20 protein-coding genes and 2 pseudogenes are annotated in these 22501 nt (G+C 41.1%); 12 read left to right on the top strand and 10 right to left on the bottom strand.

The features are described from left to right. Window positions 1-283: 283 nt before the first annotated feature. Window positions 284-2131 (top strand): asparagine synthase (glutamine-hydrolyzing), encoded by a 1848-nt coding sequence (gene asnB, locus J7E52_RS03535; RefSeq protein ID WP_214743722.1) that lies wholly within the window; start codon window positions 284-286, stop codon window positions 2129-2131. A 43-nt stretch (window positions 2132-2174) separates the two neighbouring features. On the opposite strand, the gene J7E52_RS03530 is transcribed toward asnB, so the two are convergent. Further along, window positions 2175-3926 (bottom strand): glycoside hydrolase family 13 protein, encoded by a 1752-nt coding sequence (locus J7E52_RS03530; RefSeq protein WP_214743721.1) that lies wholly within the window; start codon window positions 3924-3926, stop codon window positions 2175-2177. A gap of 364 nt (window positions 3927-4290) precedes the next feature. On the opposite strand from J7E52_RS03530, the gene J7E52_RS03525 reads away from it, so the two are divergent. From J7E52_RS03525 to J7E52_RS03510, 4 genes are all read left to right on the top strand, one after another. Further along, window positions 4291-5541 (top strand): extracellular solute-binding protein, encoded by a 1251-nt coding sequence (locus tag J7E52_RS03525; protein WP_214743720.1) that lies wholly within the window; start codon window positions 4291-4293, stop codon window positions 5539-5541. A 150-nt stretch (window positions 5542-5691) separates the two neighbouring features. Next, the gene (locus J7E52_RS03520) at window positions 5692-7227 is read left to right on the top strand and encodes an alpha-amylase family glycosyl hydrolase (protein WP_214743719.1); all 1536 of its coding nucleotides are present in this window, start codon (window positions 5692-5694) and stop codon (window positions 7225-7227) included. 79 nt (window positions 7228-7306) lie between these two features. Next, window positions 7307-8956 (top strand): glycoside hydrolase family 13 protein, encoded by a 1650-nt coding sequence (locus tag J7E52_RS03515; protein WP_214743718.1) that lies wholly within the window; start codon window positions 7307-7309, stop codon window positions 8954-8956. Window positions 8957-9277: 321 nt separating this feature from the next. After that, window positions 9278-10321, top strand: a complete 1044-nt coding sequence (locus J7E52_RS03510) for a LacI family DNA-binding transcriptional regulator (RefSeq protein WP_214743717.1) — start codon at window positions 9278-9280, stop codon at window positions 10319-10321. 91 nt (window positions 10322-10412) lie between these two features. Here the strand turns inward: J7E52_RS03510 and J7E52_RS03505 are convergent. From J7E52_RS03505 to J7E52_RS03485, 5 genes and pseudogenes are all read right to left on the bottom strand, one after another. Beyond that, window positions 10413-10902: pseudogene (locus tag J7E52_RS03505) on the bottom strand (MBL fold metallo-hydrolase); the annotation flags it as partial. A 127-nt stretch (window positions 10903-11029) separates the two neighbouring features. Beyond that, window positions 11030-11905: an SDR family oxidoreductase gene (locus J7E52_RS03500; RefSeq protein ID WP_214743716.1), complete on the bottom strand. Its 876-nt coding sequence runs from the start codon at window positions 11903-11905 to the stop codon at window positions 11030-11032. A 239-nt stretch (window positions 11906-12144) separates the two neighbouring features. Continuing rightward, complete coding sequence (locus J7E52_RS03495) at window positions 12145-12636, bottom strand: YajQ family cyclic di-GMP-binding protein (RefSeq protein ID WP_063232211.1); 492 nt, start codon at window positions 12634-12636, stop codon at window positions 12145-12147. A gap of 103 nt (window positions 12637-12739) precedes the next feature. Beyond that, window positions 12740-12871, bottom strand: a complete 132-nt coding sequence (locus J7E52_RS03490; protein ID WP_072272565.1) for a DUF3941 domain-containing protein — start codon at window positions 12869-12871, stop codon at window positions 12740-12742. A 68-nt stretch (window positions 12872-12939) separates the two neighbouring features. Continuing rightward, entirely contained in the window at window positions 12940-13806 is an 867-nt protein-coding gene (locus tag J7E52_RS03485; protein ID WP_214743715.1) for a DegV family protein, read from the bottom strand. Window positions 13807-13963: 157 nt separating this feature from the next. Between J7E52_RS03485 and J7E52_RS03480 the strand changes: the two genes are divergently transcribed. After that, entirely contained in the window at window positions 13964-14806 is an 843-nt protein-coding gene (locus tag J7E52_RS03480; protein WP_214743714.1) for a YitT family protein, read from the top strand. A 136-nt stretch (window positions 14807-14942) separates the two neighbouring features. Further along, window positions 14943-15191 (top strand): annotated as a pseudogene (locus tag J7E52_RS03475) (KGG domain-containing protein); the annotation flags it as partial. A 47-nt stretch (window positions 15192-15238) separates the two neighbouring features. Here the strand turns inward: J7E52_RS03475 and J7E52_RS03470 are convergent. The 3 genes from J7E52_RS03470 to J7E52_RS03460 form a co-directional block, all read right to left on the bottom strand. After that, entirely contained in the window at window positions 15239-15430 is a 192-nt protein-coding gene (locus tag J7E52_RS03470) for a DUF3813 domain-containing protein (RefSeq protein WP_214743712.1), read from the bottom strand. Further along, a complete protein-coding gene (locus J7E52_RS03465) occupies window positions 15430-15582 on the bottom strand; it encodes a hypothetical protein (protein ID WP_164468789.1) in 153 nt (50 codons plus the stop codon). Before J7E52_RS03465 ends, J7E52_RS03470 begins: the two co-directional genes overlap by 1 nt. A gap of 103 nt (window positions 15583-15685) precedes the next feature. Then, on the bottom strand, window positions 15686-16501 hold the full coding sequence (locus J7E52_RS03460) for a Cof-type HAD-IIB family hydrolase (RefSeq protein WP_214743711.1): 816 nt from the start codon (window positions 16499-16501) through the stop codon (window positions 15686-15688). A 229-nt stretch (window positions 16502-16730) separates the two neighbouring features. On the opposite strand from J7E52_RS03460, the gene J7E52_RS03455 reads away from it, so the two are divergent. The 3 genes from J7E52_RS03455 (at window position 16731) to moaA (ending at window position 19048) form a co-directional block, all read left to right on the top strand. After that, on the top strand, window positions 16731-17519 hold the full coding sequence (locus J7E52_RS03455; protein WP_214743710.1) for an alpha/beta fold hydrolase: 789 nt from the start codon (window positions 16731-16733) through the stop codon (window positions 17517-17519). Between the two features lie 97 nt (window positions 17520-17616). Continuing rightward, a complete protein-coding gene (locus tag J7E52_RS03450; protein WP_034314562.1) occupies window positions 17617-17925 on the top strand; it encodes a metal-sulfur cluster assembly factor in 309 nt (102 codons plus the stop codon). 109 nt (window positions 17926-18034) lie between these two features. Further along, window positions 18035-19048, top strand: a complete 1014-nt coding sequence (gene moaA / locus J7E52_RS03445; RefSeq protein WP_214743709.1) for a GTP 3',8-cyclase MoaA — start codon at window positions 18035-18037, stop codon at window positions 19046-19048. 244 nt (window positions 19049-19292) lie between these two features. Here moaA and J7E52_RS03440 read toward each other — a convergent pair whose 3' ends face one another. After that, window positions 19293-19982: a Crp/Fnr family transcriptional regulator gene (locus J7E52_RS03440; RefSeq protein WP_214743708.1), complete on the bottom strand. Its 690-nt coding sequence runs from the start codon at window positions 19980-19982 to the stop codon at window positions 19293-19295. 232 nt (window positions 19983-20214) lie between these two features. Here J7E52_RS03440 and argC point away from each other — a divergent pair, with 232 nt between their 5' ends. Beyond that, entirely contained in the window at window positions 20215-21252 is a 1038-nt protein-coding gene (argC, locus tag J7E52_RS03435; RefSeq protein ID WP_214743707.1) for an N-acetyl-gamma-glutamyl-phosphate reductase, read from the top strand. A gap of 16 nt (window positions 21253-21268) precedes the next feature. After that, on the top strand, window positions 21269-22501 hold the full coding sequence (argJ, locus tag J7E52_RS03430; protein WP_214743706.1) for a bifunctional ornithine acetyltransferase/N-acetylglutamate synthase: 1233 nt from the start codon (window positions 21269-21271) through the stop codon (window positions 22499-22501).

The following is a 22501-nucleotide window of genomic DNA, read 5'->3' as shown; positions in this document are numbered from 1 at the left end:
ACATATACCTCCAATAGTGGAATCCTCACCTACTTTTTAGTCAAAATCCAATGAAAATATAACTGTATATTTTAAAATATTATGGACAAATAACCATCTTTCCGTCTTTGCATAGGCTATGTTTAAACACGGGATGCTTTGCTCAACAATTCATTAACAACGCCTGGCGTTGTGGGCAGGGGGTCCTACGGAATTGCTGATCGATACTTAGGGACTGTAAATCTTTTTAAGACAGGGAGCCAATATATTTTTGATAGTCCGGATAGAAAGGATGAAGTGTAAAATGTGTGGGATAACAGGCTGGGTGCATTTTCAAAAAGATTTACGGACAAAAACGAAAACGCTGGAAAACATGACAAAAACGTTGGCAAAGCGGGGGCCAGACGAAGGAAATGTTTGGAGCGAAGCCCATGTTGCCTTTGGTCATAAACGGTTAACGGTTGTCGATGCGGAAGGCGGAAAACAGCCGATGACGAAAAATCACGAAAACGGCAGATATACGCTTTGTTATAATGGTGAGCTATATAACACCGAGGATATTCGTAAACAGCTATTATTAAAAGGATATTCCTTTAACGGTCATTCTGATACAGAAGTTTTGCTAACTTCTTATATAGAATGGAAAGAAAAATGCATTGACTTGTTCAATGGGATTTTTGCGTTTGCGATTTGGGATGAAAAGGAACAGAAATTATTCGTTGGAAGAGATCGCATGGGGGTAAAACCATTCTTTTACGCGGAAAGGGACGGCGGGTTCATTTTCGGATCGGAGTTGAAGGCAATCCTGGCCCATCCGGATGTTAAAACGGAGATTGACCGCGAAGGGTTGTCTGAGGTTTTTGGTGTTGGTCCATCCCGAAAGCCAGGATCAGGCATATTTCATAATATCCAGGAATTAAGGCCTGCCCATGCGCTTACGTTATCAAGGAATGGCCTCCGGATTTGGCGATATTGGAATGTGAAAAGTGAAGAACATCGGGATACGCTTGATGAGACGGCCGAGAAGGTTCGCTTCCTTGTCGAAGATGCAGTGACACGGCAACTTGTATCAGATGTTCCACTTTGTACCTTCTTATCAGGAGGACTTGACTCAAGCGCGATAACGGCCATTGCAGCAAACGCCTATCAAAAGGAAGGGAAAGGGCCGCTTCATACGTATTCCATTGATTATGAGGATAATGAGCGCTATTTTAAGGCAAATGATTTTCAGCCTAACTCTGATGGGTTTTGGATTAAAAAGATGTCGGATAGTTTTAACACGGTTCACCATTCATCGATCATCACTCAAGAGCAGTTGACAAATTATTTAACGGAAGCTGTCCTTGTAAGGGACCTCCCGGGCATGGCGGATGTCGATTCTTCTTTACTTTGGTTTTGTAAGGAAATCAAGCGTGATTTTGTCGTAGGCCTTTCCGGTGAATGTGCGGACGAAATTTTTGGCGGTTATCCTTGGTTTCATCGTGAGGATGATTTGAATCGTGCTGGTTTTCCATGGATGAGATCGACCGGGGAGCGGGTATCTTTATTGAAAAAAGGATGGCGCGAAAAATTGAAGCTCGAGGAATATGCGCAGGAAGCTTATTTGACCACCCTTGCCGAAACGCCTAAATTGGAAGGGGAAAGCGGTGTAGCAGCAAAGCGGAGAGAGCTTTTCTATGTGAATTTATTATGGTTCATGACGACGCTCCTTGACCGGAAGGACCGGATGAGTATGGGTGCAAGTCTAGAGGTGCGCGTGCCATTTGCCGATCATCGCCTTGTTGAATATGCATGGAACATTCCTTGGGAAATGAAAATGGAAGGCAACCGTGAAAAGGGTATTCTAAGGAAGGCTTTGGAGGGGCTGTTACCGGATGAAGTATTGTATCGTAAAAAAAGTCCATATCCAAAAACCCATAACCCTATATATACAGACCGTGTGCAGGCGTGGTTGAAAGACTTACTGACGGATAAAAATTCGGTCCTGCATGAGTTTTTCGATAAGCAAAAGCTAACCGATATAGTAGATTCCAAGGGTGCCGCTTTTAAAGTGCCGTGGTTCGGGCAATTGATGTCAGGGCCACAGTTGCTCGCTCACTTGGCACAAACCCATGTATGGTTCAAAGAATATGATATCCAAATAATCGAATGAAAAAAACGGGGCGGATGATTTTCATTGCCCCGTTTTCATTGCCTCAATGATTGATTGAGAGAATTTTATATTGGTAACCACCCAATTCAAATTTGCCAACTTGTGTGGTTTCTTTTGTTCTTAAATCCGTTAGTGTACGTCCTTTCAAATCAAAAGGGAGTGTAAAGGATTGCTGGATATCCGTCGGATTGATGAGGATCACGACAGAACGTTTTTCATTATACTTTTGGTAGGCCACGATATTTTCGTTTCCGGCTGTATCAAGGAATTTGAACTTCCCGTCATTGGCAAGTAATCGTTCTTCTTTTCGCAAGTGGATCAATGCCTTAATTTCATTGAGTAGCTCGGTGTTTTGTTTTTCTTCTTCCCAGACCATGCATTTTCGGCACCCTGGATCCATACCACCGGTTAAGCCGATTTCGTCACCATAGTATATACAAGGGCTGCCATTGAATGTCAGCAGGATTGCGTGGATGAGCTTGGCTCGAGCTAAATCTTCCCCGCAATCCGTGAAAATCCGCGGTGTATCATGGCTTCCAAGAAGATTGAATGTCACATCAAAAACATTGGTCGGATAACTGTGATAGATGGCTGTCATTTCTTCTGTGAACTCGCGTGCATTGATGGTTTGTGAGGCGACCAGGCGAAAAACTTGGTTGGTGAAAGGGTAATTCATGACTGCATCGAACTGATCGCCGCGAAGCCATGGCATTGAGTCATGCCATATTTCCCCAAGAATATAAAGATCAGGCTTTATATTTTTCACCGTTGTTCGAAATTCACGCCAGAATGGCTGATCGACTTCATTTGCCACATCGAGCCGCCAGGCGTCTATATCGAACTCCTTGATCCAATAAGCCGAGACTTCGAGAAGATATTCTTTCACCTCCGGATTTGCCGTATTCAATTTTGGCATCGATTCAAAAAAACCGAATGTTTCATAATTGGGCCTTTCCCCTCCCTTAAGAGGGAAGCTGTGTGGGTGGAACCAATCCTTATATTTCGATTTCTCTCCTTTTTCGAGTAAATCCTGAAAAGGGGGGAAATAGTAGCCGCTATGGTTAAAAACGGCATCCAGCATGACCCGGATATTCCGTTTGTGACATTCGGTTATTAGCGTTTTCAATGTTTCCCTCGTTCCGAATTGAGGATCGATACTCCGATAATCAATCGTATCGTATTTATGATTGGAGTGGGCATGGAAGATTGGCGTGAAATAGATTCCGTTGATGCCGAGATTCTCTAGGTAATCCAAATGTTCAATGATTCCTTCGAAGTCCCCGCCAAAAAAATTATCCACGGCCGGGTCTTCACTTCCCCAGGGTTTCACACCTTCCGGATCGTTGTCGGGGTTTCCGTTCGCGAACCGTTCAGGAAAAATTTGGTACCAAATTGTATCTTTGACCCATTCCGGTGCCCCGAACACTTCATTTTGATGTAGATAGGGAATAGCGAAAAAGCATCCGGGATCTCGCGGGGGTTCTTTAAAGAAGCCCTTTTCCGTGTAAAATGCACTTTCAGCTTCTGAGGATACCTTGAACCCATATCGAATTCTTCGGTAGGGAGGCTTCACATAAATATTCCAGTAATCATAACGGTTATCGCTGCCTGACAAACTCATGGGAAGTTCTTCGTACTGCCATTTACCATTATCCGAAATGTATGGATCCCCAAAAATCAATCCAACTGAGGAGATATCTTGTTTTTTCGTACGTAGGCGGATATGTAGGGTTTCGGTGTTGATGGGATAGCCGTAATTGTCATTAGGTCTATGGTGTATGGATGAAAATTCCATTTAAAACCACTCCAATTCTATAAGTATTTGGGGATGTGAAAAAGGAAACTTCCAGCTGTTTATGAGGGGGATCTCTATGATGCTGCACTAGCCAGGTTAAGTGTTTTTTCAATATGGTTATATACCCTATTTCAATTGAAAGAAGCACTTATTAACTAAAAAATAACAAAAAGTGTTCATCACTACAAGGAAATAAATACACCAAGGAAAATGTTGTAAAAATCAAAGCCGTTCATATAATGATAACAATAGCTTTGGTACCGCTTTCATAAAGTGGCTTTATTTGAATGACTGAACTGAAAAAACAGTATTATTTGGCGCTTTTGGACATGATAGAATAAACATTTTAAAAAGGAGAATAAAAGTGAAGAAGCTGATTTTTCATTTGTTCATGTCCATGTTTTTGATCGTTAGTGTAAGTGCTTGTGGTACCAGTTCAGATTTGGAAAATGAAGCAGTGAAAGAAAATAAGAAAAAAGAAGACGAAGCCAGCAATGAAGCGAAGCCGGAAAAATTGATCATTTGGGAGGAAAAAGGTAAAGCGGAGGCCCTAAAGCCGGTTATTGAAGCTTTTGAAAAAGAATATGAAATCAATGTCGAGCATGAAGAGCTTGAAATAGCTACCGAGATGTATGAGCGGCTTCGTCGTGATGGACCAATCGGGAACGGAAAGGCCCCGGATGTCGTAACTTTTTCTCATGAAAAAGTCGGGCAAATCGTGAAGGAAGGCTTGATTCAGGAAATGAAGGTGAAAGACGGGGTATTGAATGCCTTCATTGAACCTTCAATTAGGGGGGAAATGTATCAAGATAAGGTGTTTGGATTGCCAAAATCCGTAAATACATCCGTTTTCTTTTATAATAAAAAATTGATGGCGAAGGCCCCTGAGACGATGAATGACCTTTATAAAAAGGCGAAGGCATTAAGAAAAGGTAACGTGCATGGTTACTATGCCAAATGGAATGATTTCCATGATTCGTATGGAGTAATGGCTGGAATGGGCGGTTATATATTTAAAGATAAGAATGGAAAACTAGACCCTTCGGACATTGGTTTGAATAATAAGGGTGCCATAAAAGGGGCTGCGTACATCCAAAAATGGTATAGGGCGGGTTTGATTCCTAAAGGCGACAAGGCAGCGATCGAGAAGTTGTTCATACAAGGGAATTTGGCTTCTATCATGAGTGATGGGAACTCATTTACAGAGCGAAAGGATACAGGAATTGCCCCAATGCCCGAATTGCCCAATGGCCAGCCAATGAAAACGTTCATGGAAATCAAAGGCTGGCATGTAACAGCATTCACACAACATCCTTATTGGTCTACGAAGTTAGTTGAATATTTGACAAATGATGATAATGCAATGCAGCGTTATGATTTAACAGGGGAAATCCCTCCTAATAAATCAATCAAACATAATGCTGCAATCAATGAAAATGAAAGGGCACAAGCCTTAAGCATACAATTACAATACGCCGAACCAGTGCCGAATATTCCGGAAATGATTAAGGTATGGGGACCGATGAATTCAGCCATGGATGAGATGACCACTCAAAAAGCAAAACCAAAAAGGGCCTTGAATAAAGCGGTTAAGACGATAAAAAAAGAACGTTAATCATATTCTGCCTTTTTCCAATTCAGTAACCATGACCAGTATCCCCAGTTTGTCCCTTTAGTGTAAAGTTTTTTATAAATTGGATTTGACGTTAAGGGGTCAAAAGGCTAATCTTAAAGGCGTAAAGAGATAGCTAGGAGGAGAGCGGATATGAGAAAAAGAGTGTTATCACTCGCTTTAATTCCGTTGCTTCTTTTTTACGCCATTCCAGTAGGAGCAGCTGAAAAAGAACAACGAACTTGGAAGGACGAAATCGTATATTCATTATTGGTCGACAGATTTTTCGATGGGAATACTCAAAATAATGGAGATGCGAACGTGAATGACCCTTCAACGTTTAATGGTGGGGATTTCGAAGGCGTCACGAAGAAACTTAATTATTTAAAAGATATGGGATATACCGCTATCATCCTTTCACCGATTTTCGCTAATGATGAAAATGGCTATCATGGCGATTGGGTGGCCGATTTTTATAAAACGGATAAACACTATGGGACAATGAAAGAGTTTAAAAAACTCGTGAATGAGGCACATGAACGCGATATGAAGGTGATCATTGATTTTCAAGCAAATAATGTGGGTCCTGACTCCACTTGGCTGACCGATCCAAAAAAACAAGATTGGTTCCATGAAGAAAAAAAGATTTCCAAGGACGGTAGCCAAACGGATTTGGAAACAGGTTGGGTCGATGGTCTTCCCGATTTGAATCAAGATAATGAGGAAACAAGGAAATATTTACTTGATGCTGCCAAATGGTGGATAACGGAAACCGATATTGATGGATACCGTATAAATAAAGTGCAATACGTAGCAAAAGATTTTTGGAAGGAATTTGTGGATGCAGTTAAATCTGAAAAATCAAATTTCTATACAATCGGCGATGTACAAGGTGATGCCGAATTGATTTCAAGCTACAAGGAGACGGGTATCGATGCTTTTATGGCTTATCCGCAAAATACAGAGCTACGGGAAGCATTTGCTGCACCCGATAAAGAATTGAAACCTGTTTTCAATGCGTTTGCGAAAAGCGAAGATGAATTAGGGGGCAATGCCCATCAGGCATTGTTCATGGATACACAGGGAATGCCCCGTTTTACAAAGGATGCAGCCGATCATAACGAAAATCCAGGTTCCAGATGGAGAATGGCGCTGTCGTATCTATATACGATGCCAGGGGTGCCAATCGTATTTTATGGATCTGAAATTGCCTTAAATGGCGATATTGCCCCGGATAATCATAAGTTGATGAATTTTAAGACAGAACAGGAATTGGTGGAATATATAACAAAGCTTTCTGATCTCAGAGACATGTACCCGGCATTGGTAAAAGGGGATATGGAGCTTTTATATGAAAAAGGAGGAACTTCGGTATTCAAGCGTGTATATGGTGATGAAACGATTGTCGTCGCCATGAACAATACGACTGAAACTCAAACGATAAACCTTACTGATAAAGAACTTGAAAGTAATAAAGAATTGAGAGGTATGCTGAATGGGGATCTGGTCCGCAGTAAGGACAACAGTTACTCTATCGTAATCGACAGGGAGACGACAGAAGTCTACACGCTGTCACCTAAGTCGATTATTAATATTCCTTACCTGTTAGTTATAGGATTGGTTCTTCTTATTTTTGGTATATTCATTGCTTTGGTTATTAAGCGTTCAAAACGGAACCAATCAAAATAATCATATGCCTCTCGATTGTCGGTAACCGCCAAACATTGTCCCTTAGGCTTTGTGGAAAACAGGATCGGGAGGTTACAGCATGAATAAGACCTGGTGGAAAGAAGCGGTTTGCTATCAAATATACCCGCGCAGTTTCATGGATAGTAATGGTGATGGAATCGGAGATATAAAAGGATTGATTTCAAAGCTTGACTATCTGCAGGATTTGGGGATAGATGTCATTTGGATTTGTCCATTTTATAAATCACCCAATGCGGATAATGGCTATGATATTAGTGATTATCAAGCAGTTTCCGATGAATTCGGTTCAATCGAGGATATTGATCTGTTATTGAAAGATGTTCACGGACGTGGGATGAAGGTTATACTCGATCTTGTTTTGAATCATACAAGTGATGAGCACCCTTGGTTCGTCGAGTCACGTTCGTCCCGCGATAATCCGAAACGGGATTGGTATATATGGAGGGATGGGCAGGACGGCCGCGAACCTAATAATTGGGAAAGCATCTTTTCCGGAAGTGCCTGGAAATTCGATGAAAGGACCAATCAATACTATTTACATTTATTTGCCGAAAAGCAGCCAGACTTAAACTGGAAAAATACTGATGTGCGAAAGGCATTATATGAGATGGTCAATTGGTGGCTCGATAAGGGAATTGATGGCTTCCGGATTGATGCGATCACGCATATTCATAAGCGTGATGGCCTCCCGGATATGCCCAATCCCTATTGGCATCAGTATGTACCTGCGTTTGAAATGCATACCAATCAGGACGGGATCCTGGATTACCTTCAGGAGTTGAAGGAAGAGACTTTCTCTAAGTATGATATCATGACGGTCGGTGAGGCCAATGGCGTCAGGATTGAGCAGGCGGAAGAATGGGTCGGGGAATCGAATGGGAAGTTCAATATGATCTTTCAATTTGAACATCTCGGACTTTGGAATAGGGGACAGAATCACGATGTTGATGTTCAAGGGTTAAAGCGCACAATGACCAAATGGCAAAAGGGGCTGAAAAACAAAGGATGGAATGCTTTGTTTTTTGAAAATCATGACCAGCCAAGAAGTGTATCCACCTGGGGAAATGATCATCAATATTGGTTGGAAAGCGCAAAAATGATTGGGGCCCTATACTTTTTCATGCAAGGGACACCTTTTATATATCAAGGTCAGGAAATTGGCATGACGAATGTCCAATTTGATTCGATTGATGATTATGATGATGTCGGAATGAAAAACTTTTACCGGATAGAGACCTCGAAAGGTCGTCCTCATGATGAAATCATGAACATTATATGGCATAGCGGCCGTGATAATTCACGAACACCGATGCAATGGAATGATTTTGAAAATGGCGGATTCACGCACGGAACACCTTGGATGAAGGTTAATCCCAATTATCGCGCCATTAATGTAGAACAGCAGAAAAATGACCCGTCATCCATTTATCATTTTTATAAAAAGATGATTGAACTTCGAAAAAAACATCAGGTCCTCGTTTATGGGGAATATGAATTGTTATGGGAAGATCATCCTGAACTTTATATTTATACAAGAAATATGAATGATAATTCAGTGATGGTAGTATGTAACTTTAGTATGAATCACCACCAAATTGACCTTTCTTATTGGGGGGAAATGGAACTTTTACTAGCTAATTATGAGGATTGTCCTGAGGTGTCCCTTATTGATTTACGTCCATATGAAACGAGGATATATCGTTATTGATTTCTTGGGAATTAGCTTAAAACCTATGTAGTTAGTCGTCTGACTTCTTGATTCCAAATAGACCTGTCTTTTATTTAGAAGCTGATCATACATCAGCTTCTTTTTGAATTTTAAAACATGGATGAAAAAAACGGAAAAGTAAGTATTTTCTGAAAAATTGAACAAACATTAAAAAAAGTATGGATATAACTATTGAACTGAGTGTATTATGAATACATACAAAATGTATAAATATAAAACAAATATTAGAGAAGTGTTTATTGGTATTCACCTTTTTTAAAAATGAAGTCAATAAAGGCTAAGAGGGGAGAGGGGAAATGCATGGCCATCACAATAAAAGATGTGGCACAGCTAGCGAATGTTGCTCCTTCAACAGTTTCTCGAGTGATTGCAAACAATCCTCGGATAAGTGAAAAAACAAAGGTACGGGTACGTAAGGCGATGACTAAATTAGGATACCATCCAAACTTCATTGCACGTAGTCTTGCCAATCAATCGACAAGGATCATTGGCTTGGTAATGCCAAGTTCGTCAAATGATTATTATCAAAATCCATTTTTTCCGACAATCCTCCAGGGACTAAGTGAGGGAGCTCAGGAAAACCACTATTCCCTGTTGCTAAGCACGGGAAAAACCGAAGATGAAATCTACGAAGGAGTAGTGAATATGGTGCAGGGGGGGATGGTTGATGGAATAATCCTGATGTATTCAAGGATGAACGATCACATTCTGACCTATTTGAGAGCAAGGGCGTTTCCATTTGTGATCATTGGGAAGCCCTATGATTACATCGAGGAGATAACATATGTTGATAATGATAATGTCTTGGCTGCCGAACAGGCAACGGATTACCTCATACAGCTAGGACATGAAAGGATTGGATTCATCGGAGGTGATGTAACCCTTGTGATGACCGTTGATCGCTTATCAGGATATGAACGGGCATTGAAGAGGGCCGGAATAGATCGAAGGACGGAATATACCCTGCATGAAGATTTTTTGCATGAAGGGGGACAAGCAGCTGCAAATAGGTTACTATCCATCGATGAACCACCTACCGCTTTGGTGGTCAGTGATGATCTCATGGCACTTGGCATCGTGCATTCACTTCGCGAGATGGGAGTCCGCACTCCTGAAGAAATGTCAATCGTCAGCTTCAATAACGTTCTTTTCTCTGAACTGTCATTACCAGCCCTGACTTCCGTAGATATCAATATTTTTGATTTGGGATATCAGGCGGCTAAGGGCATCATTCACATGCTGCAGACCGGAGATGCTCCTGCTGGGACCATCATTCCACATCATTTCGTGGAAAGGCATTCCTGCAGATCGATCAAGCAAGGCGCGATGGCGATGACTTATTGAACGAAAAGGGCATTGAGTAAAAGCAATGCCCCTTTTTTGCTAGAAATGTACGCTGAAACTTTTGAATGCATGTACACCCGTTCCGTGTCTCACTAATGTGGCCAGGTGAATGTCCAGGCGTGTGATAAATGCTTAAACTGCGGTTCCCAAGATCAATCTTGTCCCCATCCGATAAGAGCCTGTCAGGGTATCCCTGGTAGCCTGTATGTAAAAGTATCCAATGATTCGGGTATGGGTATAGTGATATCCCTGGCCATGTTCTTTCTTATTTGTTCCAAAGACAAACCTTCAATTCCGTTGATCAGCCAAATGGCATCATCTCCATGAACATAAATTGTATCATAATCCCCGTGACCGCCAATATGATCCGCATGAACGTGTGTGGTCAGGACGATAATCGGAAGATCTGTAAGCTGGTCTGTAATCCGCTTAATCGAACCGATGCCTAACCCTGTGTCGATTAACGCAGCTCGGGTCTCCCTAAGTAATAAAAAGGAATGAACCTTCTCCCAATGACCATATTCACTGATTGCAAACGTTTCCGAGTCCAATTCCTGAACGGTGAACCATGGAACTGCAATATTTTTCAAAAATGACCCCACTCCTTCCCAATCATATATTCCGCGTTAACCTGAAATATCCTGCCTGAAATTAGAAAAGCAGTGGATTTCAATATGCGAAATCCACTGCTTTTGAAAAGGTAAAGCCTTATCCGTTTACAACGGTCCCGCCGTTCACATGGATGACTTGTCCGCTGACATAGGATGAATCATCACTTGCCAAATATACATAGGCTGGTGCTAATTCCTCTGGCTGCCCTGCGCGGCCCATTGGCGTATCCTGTCCGAATTTGGCAACATCTTCTTCACCGAATGAGGCAGGAATCAGCGGTGTCCAGATCGGGCCTGGCGCAACACCATTCACTCTGATGCCATCTTTTGAGATGGAGTTCGACAGGGCTCTTGTGAATGCCAGTATTGCACCTTTTGTTGAAGAGTAATCGATTAGTTTTGGGTTGCCCTGATAGGCTGTGATGGAGGTTGTATTTATGATGCTGCTTCCTTTTTTTAGGTGCTTCAATGCAGCTTTAGTTAAGTGGAACATCGAGAAAATATTCGTGCGGAACGTTTTTTCCAATTGTTCAGCTGAAATGTCAAGGATACTTGTCTGCACATGCTGTTCTCCGGCGTTGTTGACTAGAATGTCCAAACCGCCAAATTCATCAACCGTTTTTTTGACGACATCCTGGCAGAAGGCTTCATCACCGATATCACCGGAAATGAGTAAGCATTTCTGACCTTCTTTTTCGATCAATTCTTTTGTCGCTTTGGCATCCTCGTGTTCATCCAAGTATGCAACTGTCACATTCGCTCCTTCTTTAGCGTAATAAATGGCAACTGATTTACCGATTCCGCTGTCTCCTCCTGTTATGATTGCCGTTTTACCTTTTAATTTGCCGCTTCCTTTGTAGGCAGCTTTAACTGAATCGGGGTTCGGTTCCATTTTTGTTTCCAATCCAGGTTGATGCTGTTGATGTTGAGGGGGAAATCCTTGTTTGTTCTGATTTTGGTTTTGAGTAGTCAAGATTAAAACGCCTCCTATTTATTTATCTACGCTTTTTCTATTCCTTCTTTTTGGAAAAAGAAAACATGGAAAAAATGACCAAAATAAATCTTGTTTAATGTTTTAACTGAAGGGAACATGACTAGTCTTTCCATGTTCCATGTCGGCGATTCATTTAAAGGAAAAGGGGGGATGACCGCTGATGGAGGCAGTTCCAACAAATAAAAAAAGACCCACCCAAAGCAGGTGAGGCCTCATACTTAGCGGTAATTTAAGAATTGTACATCAATGGACAGATCAGCGCCCCGGATCGCGGAAATGATTCCTTGTAAATCATCCCGGTTCTTACCGGTAACACGGATTTGATCATCCTGGATTTGGCTTTTCACTTTAAGACCGCTATTTTTAATGATGGTATTGATTTTTTTTGCTTGTTCCTTATCGATGCCTTGAATTAACTTAGCCCGTTGACGAACGGTTCCGCCAGAAGCTCCTTCTAATTTGCCATAATCCAGGTTCTTGACGGGTACGTCACGTTTAATGAGTTTACTGATGAGAACATCCTTCAGCTGTTCGAGCTTATATTCATCGTCGGATACTAAAACCAGGTCTTCTTTTTCAATGGTGATGCTGCTTATACTCCCTTTAAAATCATAGCGAGTCTGTATTTCCTTCATAGCCATGGTAACTGCGTTCGTTACCTCTGAAAAGTCTACTTTCGAAACAATATCAAATGAATTTTCCTTTGCCATCACTTACCTCCAGCAGGGTTTATTTCCTTTATTATAGAGAAAGTGTGATAGGAAGACAACTATATAAACCATATTAAAAAAGCGAGGGGACAAGCCCCGCGCATCATTTATGGTCTGTTTTCTTCGAATAGGAGTGCTTGCCAGCAGCAAGGTTTTCCTGATATGCGATATTTTTTTCAGCATTTCTCGCTTGGTTATCTTTTGGCCTTTTATTGTCATCGGTTGTTTTGGACATAGTGAAAACTCCCTTCCATTATCTGATCAATATATATTGTTCACAATTATGGAAGGGAGTATGTATGTTTATGATTTCTCAGGGGTATCGTTTAAGAAGAAGAGGGCAATTGTGCCAGGACCGGCATGTGCACCGATGACGGAGCCAATTGTATGGATCATGAAGTCGGTTGTCCCGAATTCATTTTGGATGGCTTCCTTCCATTCCAGGGCCGTTGCTTCATCATCACCATGACTGATGGCAATCGTTTGGGTTGTTAAATTTTTGCCTCTTTCGTGCATTAATTCGATGACACGTTTAATCAATTTCTTTTTGCCGCGTATCTTTTCAAGCGGAACAAGCTTCCCATCTTCAACATGCAATAAGGGTTTAATGTTTAATAAACCGCCAACAAGGGCAGATGTTTTGGAGATGCGTCCGCCACGGGCCAAATATTCAAGGTTATCTACAGTGAATAGATGCTCCATATGCCGGGTTTGGAATTCGATGGCAGCCAGGATTTCTTCTTTAGTGGCACCGTTTGCTGCCAGATCGGCTGCTTTCTTTACAATTAAACCGACGCCCATCGAAGCGCATTTCGTATTGACGATTTCAATGTCAAGGTCAGGGTACTCTTCCTTCACCTGATTAAGAATCATCACGGCCGTTTGATATGTTCCTGATAACTCAGAGGAAAAGGCTATATAAATTCCTTGTTTTTTCTCCTTGGCAAACTGTGTGAAAAGTTCTATAAAGTATTCTGGGGAAGCTTGCGATGTTTTCGGGGCTTTTCCTTCAAGCATCGCCTGATAGACTTCGTGAGAATTAATAGTAAGTAAATCTCCATAATTTTCCCCGTCAAGATGGACTTGTAAAGGGATTAATGAAACATTGTTTTCCTTATAGAAAGACAACGGCAAATCACATGCACTATCTGCAAGAATTGTGATAGCCATAATACACCTGCTTTCTTTTTACAATTTTTAGAAAAATGAGTGCTCACTCTACTTTTTAGTGTAGCACGTAACGGTAAAAATTCAATCTCTACGTAAGTAGAATAAATAATTAAGGGTAAAAAGATAATAGAATAAGGGTGAAATGGAGGTATTTAGGATGTACAGTGGTGAAATGAAGAAAATTATCATAGTTGTGGTCGGCGCATTGCTTAATGCCATCGCAATGAACTTTTTTCTAATACCGGCAAACGTATATGCAAGCGGCTTTACGGGAGTGGCCCAGCTTCTATCCAGGATGATTGGTTCTTTTGCTCCTTTTAATGTTTCGACAGGTATCCTATTGTTTTTATTGAACATTCCAGTAACGATCATTGCTTGGCGAAAGGTTGGAAAGTCTTTCACTTTTTATAGTTTCCTCAGCGTTGTCTTGATGTCCTTCTTTATGGAAATCATTCCGATTACACGCTGGTCACCTGACATATTATTGAATGCGGTATTTGGCGGAGTCATAGCTGCAGTAGGTGTGGGGATTACCTTGAAATACGGTGCGTCGACTGGCGGAATGGATATTATCGCCATGCTTCTATCACGGAAGAAAGATAAACCTGTAGGTACTTATTTATTTCTGCTGAATGGCGTGATCATTATAACGGCAGGTGCTGTTTATGGACCGGAAAAAGCTTTGTACACACTTGTTACCCTTTATACATCGACTCGTGTCGTTGACGCGATACATACCCGTCATGAAAAGCTTACCGCCATGATCATTACAAAGAAAAGCGAAGAACTTAAACAGGCAATCCATGCTCAGTTAGTTCGCGGAATTACAAGGGTTCCTGCAAAAGGGGCGTTCACCAACGAAACTAAGGAAATGTTATTGATTGTCATTACAAGGTATGAACTGTATGACCTTGAACGGATCATCAAGGAAGTGGATCCGCACGCTTTCACAAACATCATAGAAACTTCAGGCATTGTTGGAACTTTCCGCAGGGAATGATATTAACAAGAAATCAAGGCCATTACACTTCTATTACAAAAGGCAGCATTTCGGCCTTTTAAGTTTATTGCCTGTACAAAACGGCTAATTCTTATATTGTAGCGCCAATTTAAAATCTTATGAAGGAGTGATAAAAATGGCTAACGACGAAAAAATGAGCAGACAGGAAGCAGGCCGTAAAGGCGGGGAAGCCACTTCTAAAAATCACGACAAGGATTTTTACCAGGAAATTGGGCAAAAGGGCGGAGAAGCCACATCGGATAATCATGATAAGGAATTCTATCAAGAAATTGGACAAAAGGGCGGAGAAGCTACAGCTGATTCCCAAGGTAAAGACTTTTATAAAGAGATCGGTGAAAAAGGCGGTAAGGCACGAAATAACAATTGATGAAAACAAAGTGAAAGCCTCCAGTAATCCTGGAGGCTTTCACGTTATTTAGAATGGTTTTCCAGCTCTTCCTGAAGTTCTCGCAGTTGTTCTTTTTCGGCCTCTGTCGTATTGGCAAAGGCTGATGAAAGAGCGTTTTTAGCGATTTCATCTGTCTTATGCTGGTCACCGTCATGCTCAGAGTGGAGAGCTTCTTCTACAAATTCCCTAGCCTTCTGGAATAATTTGTTTCCCATTAGAAGCCACCATAGCTTTGTTCAGACATAATTCTTAACCTGTCTTTTTCAGCCTCTTCAAACGTAGTGTGATAAGGGATTTTTTCGGCATGCCTGGCAACACTTTCTTTGCCCTGCTGTACAAATCGTTTAGATTTACTGCTTTTACCCATTCTTATCTCCTCCGATTCTGAGCGTTGTCGACAACGGAGTGGATCTGTTGTCCATATTAGTTTGGCTTGAAAGATCGATATTATGAAGGTAAAAAATGACGTATTAGGCTTTTATATTGAATTTTTCTTCGAGGAAGACGGCTATACCATCTTCTTCATTCGTCAATGTAGTCGTATTTGCTACCGTTTTTACTGGTGAAATCGCATTTCCCATGGCCACCCCGGTTCCCGCGTATTCGAGCATTTCCAAATCATTATCTTCATCACCGAAAGCGATTATCCTGTTTTGAGGAATTTCCAGATAGTTGGATACACGTTTAAGACCTACGGCTTTACTTAACCCGCTTTTTATTATTTCGATGATATGAAAAGGCTCTGCCCAGCGGCGATGATCGACCAATTCTGCATGGACATCAGATAAATGCTGGCGAATCTGTCCTACGAATTCACTATCTGTGTGAATTAGCATCGAAGTTGGGGAATCCTGAAGGTAATTGCGCAAGTCACCTGTCTTCATGATCGGATTTCCTACATTGAACATGTTCATCAACTTTTCATCATGATAATGGACATAAACTTCATCCCGGACTTCTGCGATGATGTTGTGATATTTAAACTGATCACACGCTTCGACAATATCTTTCGCAACATTTATATCCAGTGGAGAGTGGTATACCCCCCAGCTTGTATGTAATGGGTGATGGACGAAAGCGCCATTGAAATTAACGATTGGGGTAGTCAACCCCAATTCCCGGTAATAAAGTTCACTTGAGCGAAAGGGGCGCCCGGTAGCGATCATAACTTCGTGTCCATCTTCTTTTAGTTTCAGGAGTGTTTTTTTAGTTCTTGAAGAAATTGTTTTGTTATCTGTAAGTAACGTACCATCAAGATCCAATACGATCAAATGTTTCTCAGCCATGTACACACCTTCTGTTCTTTTTGATTTCATTATATGCAAATATTGTTAAGCCTATTTTATAGTAAATGTAAATCTTTTTCATTCTTTATGCATTCCTGTATGATATTACTATATCCAGGATTATGATAATTAAAGCGAAGCTCAGGTTTAATGGAATGGAATGATGAATGCCATCCCATTTTGATTATGGTATTGGAAATACCGGAACAAATTATTCGGAGGGGTTCACTTGATAATAATTGAAAAAGAACTAATTGGACATATTCCTGTATTGCACCTAGGTGAAAAAACCACTTTCAATCAGGAATTGCCGCTTATTATTTTTATACATGGTTTTCAAAGTGCAAAAGAACATAATCTACACTATGCTTATTTATTGGCTGAAAAGGGGTTTCGTGTGCTTCTACCCGATGTGATTCATCATGGGGAAAGGGAAGCCGGTTTAAGTGTTTCTCAAATGATGCCCCGTTTTTGGGAAATGGTTTTACAGACGATCCAGGATTTATCTTTGTTGAAGGATGATTTATTATCCCGAAAGTTGATTGATCCCGACAGAATTGGCGTAGCAGGTACCTCTATGGGGGGAATAGTGACTAGTGGGGCTCTGGCTGCTTATGAATGGATTTCCGCCGGAGTCAGTTTAATGGGGAACCCATCATATGTCGCGTATGCAGAGCTCCAAATGGCAGAGATTAAGAAAAGGAAAGTTAATTTCCCAGCTACTGATGAGGAAGTTGCCAAGGTGATTGAACAGCTCAAGCCATTTGATTTGAGTCTTAATCAGGATAAGCTTTCCAACCGTCCGCTTCTTTTTTGGCATGGTGCCAAAGATCCGGTTGTGCCTTATCAACATGCATACCGTTTTTATGAAGGGATCAAAGCAGGGTATAATGAGGCAGATGAAAAAATTGATTTTATCCTTGACCCTAAGGCTGGACATAAGGTCAGTAGAGAAGGAGTGCTTAAGACTACAGACTGGTTCGCGAAACATTTACTGTCAGCTGTGCAAAATGCTTAAGTACTCACTGAAAATCTGTTATGATGCTAATACGGACATAATGATGAAACACCGATAATCTAAAACGAAGAGATTTTCCATAAAAGGAGTGATCGAAGTGGATCAAGATACAAAAGACATTATTTTAGGAGCTTTGGAGCAGGTCATTGACCCTGAGCTTGGTATAGATATCGTTAATTTAGGCTTGGTATATGATGTGGATATGGATGAGGAAGGTCTGACTACCGTTACGATGACATTGACTGCAATGGGCTGCCCGATGGCTGGGACAATTGTCGATCAAGTTAAATTGGTGCTGGAAGATATCCCCGAGGTCAAGGAAACGGATGTGAAGATTGTCTGGAGTCCGCCATGGACGAAAGACAAAATGTCCAGATATGCTAAAATTGCATTAGGAATCAAATAATAACTCTGTAATAGAAAATGAAAAGCCAGTCAAAAAAAGTGAATCCATTCAATGGAGCCACTTTTTATGGTCTGGTTTTTTTCTAATACTTTCGGCTAGGAGTGGTTAATTGAACAGTCAAATTAAAGATTCATTGGACAGGCCACTAAGGGATTTAAGGATTTCAGTCATAGACCGCTGTAACTTTCGCTGCCAGTATTGCATGCCTGCTGAAATTTTTCATGAGAATTTTCAGTTCCTGCCTAAAAGTGAGCTATTATCTTATGAGGAAATTGTCAGGCTTTCTAAAATATTTGCAAGCTTAGGGGTAAAAAAACTAAGGTTGACAGGCGGGGAACCATTACTCCGGAGAGATCTTACCACTCTGATTTCAAATCTCGTTAAAATTGAAGGTATTGAAGATATTGGACTGACCACGAATGGTGTCTTCTTGAAAAAGCATGCCGTGAATTTGAGGGAAGCTGGTTTGCAGAGGGTGAATATCAGCTTAGACAGCCTCGATGATGAACTTTTCAAGAAGATGAACGGCAGGGATATCGGCATAAAGCCTGTTATTGAAGGCATCGCTGCTGCCAAGGAAGCAGGGCTTGGCGTTAAAGTGAATATGGTTGTGAAAAAAGAAACCAATGAATCTCAAATCCTGCCGATGGCCCGATTTTGTAAAGATGAGGGCATTCAATTACGGTATATAGAATTCATGGATGTCGGACATACAAATGGCTGGCAGTTGAAGAATGTCATTACGAAAAAAGAGCTGCTTGCGATGCTCCAAACCGAATTCGATCTTGAACCTGTTGAAGAAGATTATTTTGGAGAGGTCGCAAAACGCTTCCGTTATAGGGGCACTACTGCAGAGGTGGGCTTCATAACCTCGGTATCCGAGTCTTTTTGTTCAAGTTGTACACGTGCACGTCTTTCTGCTAATGGAAGTTTATATACATGCCTGTTCAATGGAAAGGGACATGACTTGAAGTCATTGCTCCGTTCCGACATGACAGATGAAGAATTGACCGGTTTCATCATTTCACTTTGGAACCGCAGGGACGACCGCTATTCGGATGAGCGGGCAGCGGGAACGGTGAAGAAACAGGAAAAAATCGAAATGTCATTCATTGGCGGGTAATCCGTCCGAATGATTAAAAAATTAAGGGATGGCAGCTATGCCATCCCTTTTTTATATAGTTGACAGGAATTGATGCCAGTCATGGACGAAATTCGATTTTTATACTTTTTTTATGCATTTTTATATAGGACACAAGGTAATGAAAATAATTCAATGGACCTAGGGGTGGATTTAGCCTGAAATAAACGCCAATCTTTTAAATATCAGTAAGGCATTATGTATTGCTGCTTTTTATGGGAGGAATTTAATCGATGGTACAGATTTCTATTGGACAGTTTTCACAGTCGATTTCCTGTTTCAAATAGTCAAAGTCAAGAATCGTAATGCGTCCCTTTTTAATGGAGATGACATTGTTTTTCCTTAATTGAGCGAGCATTCGATTGACCACCTCGCGGGATGTGCCGCAAAAATTGGCGAGTTCTTGGTTTGTAAAGGGAAGATTGATAACTTTACCGTCTTCTGCTTCAGTGCCATAGCTATTTGATAAACGGATGAGGGTGGAGTAAAATGCACCTTTCTTACCGTGCAGGAGCATATCGCGGAATTTAGCCTGATTTTTACGGTTTTGAGCGGATAACCATGTCATCATCTCGACTGCAAGTTGGCTATCGGAGGCGATTTTTTCTTCTAATGCTTCTTTGGAAATAGCCGCAACAGTTCCATCTTCCATCATTTTTGCATTCATCATATATTTAGGATTTTGAGAAAATAAGACTGTTTCCCCAACCAAATCATTCTCCGAACTAATGCGTATAGTTAATTCCCGACCGTCGGGAACAACCTTACTCACTTCCACCTTCCCTTTTATAATGTAATACAAATCACTTGCTGGGGTGCTCTCCTGAAAAAGGTAGCGCCCTTTTTCCATATGTTTAACTTGTTGTTTATTATCTAAAATTGCATGCATCCGATTAGATAACGATAATTCATTCATGCATATGACCACCTTTCAGATACCGTCATTACTCAATTACTACCTTTGATTTAAACGAAAAAAACCCTAGTAGTCAACAATTTTGGATAATTCTAGGATTTTTGTTGGATAATTTTTCATTTAAAATTTATGTTTTAAATTTTATAAAAATACATTTGATTTTATTTTTATTCAGTCTTATAATAATAGAATCAAAGAATGACAGGGACCTGAAATTATAGGAGATGGTTTTATGAACGTATCAATAGTAGGTGCAACGGGTTATGGAGGAATTGAACTAATAAGATTTTTGAATAATCATCCGCAATTTAAAATAAAATCATTGCATACTTCATCCCAATTTGGTCGAAGTTTATATGAAGAAAATGCACATTTAATGCATATGAAAGATACATTAGAAGAAATTGATCCGGAAGCGATTGCAAAAAAATCCGATATTGTATTTCTTGCAACTCCTTCTGGTGTTTCCTCGCAATTGATTTCGGAATTTTCTGACCTTGACATTAAAGTGATCGACCTATCAGGAGACCTCAGGCTTCAAACTCCAGGTGAATACGAGCACTGGTATAAAAAGCCGGCGGCGCCTCAGCATATTATTGAAGAGGCCGTATACGGATTGGCTGAATGGAATGCCGAAGCAATAAAAAAAGCAACGATTATTGCAAATCCTGGGTGCTACCCAACCGCTTCACTATTAGGTCTTGCCCCTTTATTCACTGAAGGATTGGCCGGAGCAGCTGCCGATGTGATCATCGATGCAAAATCCGGGGTTTCAGGGGCGGGTAAATCACCTTCGGCAGTCACCCATTATTGTGAAATGAATGAGAACTTTAAGATCTATAAGGTAAATCAACATCAACACATACCGGAAATCGAACAACAGCTTGGGCGATGGTCATCAGGTTTACAGCCTATTACCTTTAATACACATCTTGTTCCAATGACAAGAGGGATTATGGCAACGATGTATATAAAGGTAAATCGGGAAACCTCAAATGTTGAATTAAAGGATTTATACGAAACCGTATACGAGAACCACCCATTTGTCCGGGTACAGCCCCTTGATCGCTTTCCATCCACGAAACAGGTATATGGATCGAACTTTTGCGACATTGGCGTCGATTATGATGAAAGGACAGGTAAGGTAACGGTGGTTTCAGTTATTGATAATTTAGTGAAGGGTGCTGCAGGGCAGGCCATTCAAAATGCAAATATATTAATGGGACTAGAAGAAACGGCAGGACTATGGAACAGTCCGCTATATCCGTAAACTTTGGAGGGAAACAATGAATACACTACAGCCAGTTGAAGAAATCAAACAAATTCAAGAAGGAAACATTTTAATGCCCCAAGGGTTCCAAGCATCAGGTGTCCATGCAGGATTACGCTATTCTAAAAAGGACGTTGGCATCATTTTTACCGATGTCCCAGCATCAGCCGCGGCGGTTTATACACAAAATATAGTTCAAGCAGCCCCAATCAATGTAACGAAAGACAGCATTGCCGTTACTGGAAAACTACACGGCATTGTAGTGAATAGTGCTTGTGCGAATGCTTGTACAGGTGAACAGGGTTTAAAAGATGCAAAGGAAATGAGGGAGCTTGCGGCTCAAAAGTTCGGTTTGGAGGACCATTCATTTGCAGTTGCTTCAACGGGTGTCATAGGGGAATTCATGGAAATGGAAAAAGTAAGAAAAGGCATAGAGTCATTGCAGCCAGAAAATACACCTGAAGCCGCTGAAGCTTTTGGTACAGCCATCTTAACAACGGATATTGTAACGAAGAGCTGTGGTTATGAAACAATCATTGACGGTAAAACCGTGAAAATGGGCGGTGCTGCAAAGGGCTCGGGAATGATTCATCCAAACATGGCCACAATGCTCGGTTTCATTACGACGGACGCTGTAATTGAACCGGATGATTTACAGCAAGCACTATCCTCCATTACAAATGATACATTCAATCAAATCACGGTTGATGGCGACTGTTCAACGAACGACATGGTGTTGGTGCTCGCGAATGGAGAAGCGGACAATGAACCTTTGACGCCTGACCATCCGGAATGGTCCATCTTCCTGGAATTATTAAAGCAAACTTCGGAAAATCTCGCCAAACAAATTGCGAAGGATGGAGAAGGTGCCACAAAACTGATAGAAGTGAATGTTCATGGCATGAATACGAAGCAAGATTCACAGATGATGGCGAAAACGATCGTTGGGTCAAATCTTGTGAAAACGGCAGCTTTTGGAGCGGATGCAAACTGGGGAAGAATAATTGCTGCGATGGGAAGAAGCGGAGTGGTATTCAATCCGGATCAAACAACGATCGTTTTTGGTGACATCGTCGTACTTAAAGATGGTGAGCCAATAATGTTTTCTGAGGAAGATGCCAAAGCATACTTAGAAAATGAGAGTATCATCATTCATGTATATTTGAAAGATGGTAATGAATCAGGAACGGCATGGGGCTGCGATTTAACCTATGATTATGTGAAAATAAACGGAAGCTATCGTTCGTAG

The organism is Bacillus sp. ISL-34 (assembly GCF_018613325.1).
In the GTDB taxonomy this organism is placed as follows: Bacteria; Bacillota; Bacilli; order Bacillales; family DSM-1321; genus Peribacillus.
The sequence above is the reverse complement of the archived record's forward strand: the minus strand, read 5'-3'. Positions and strand labels throughout refer to the sequence as shown.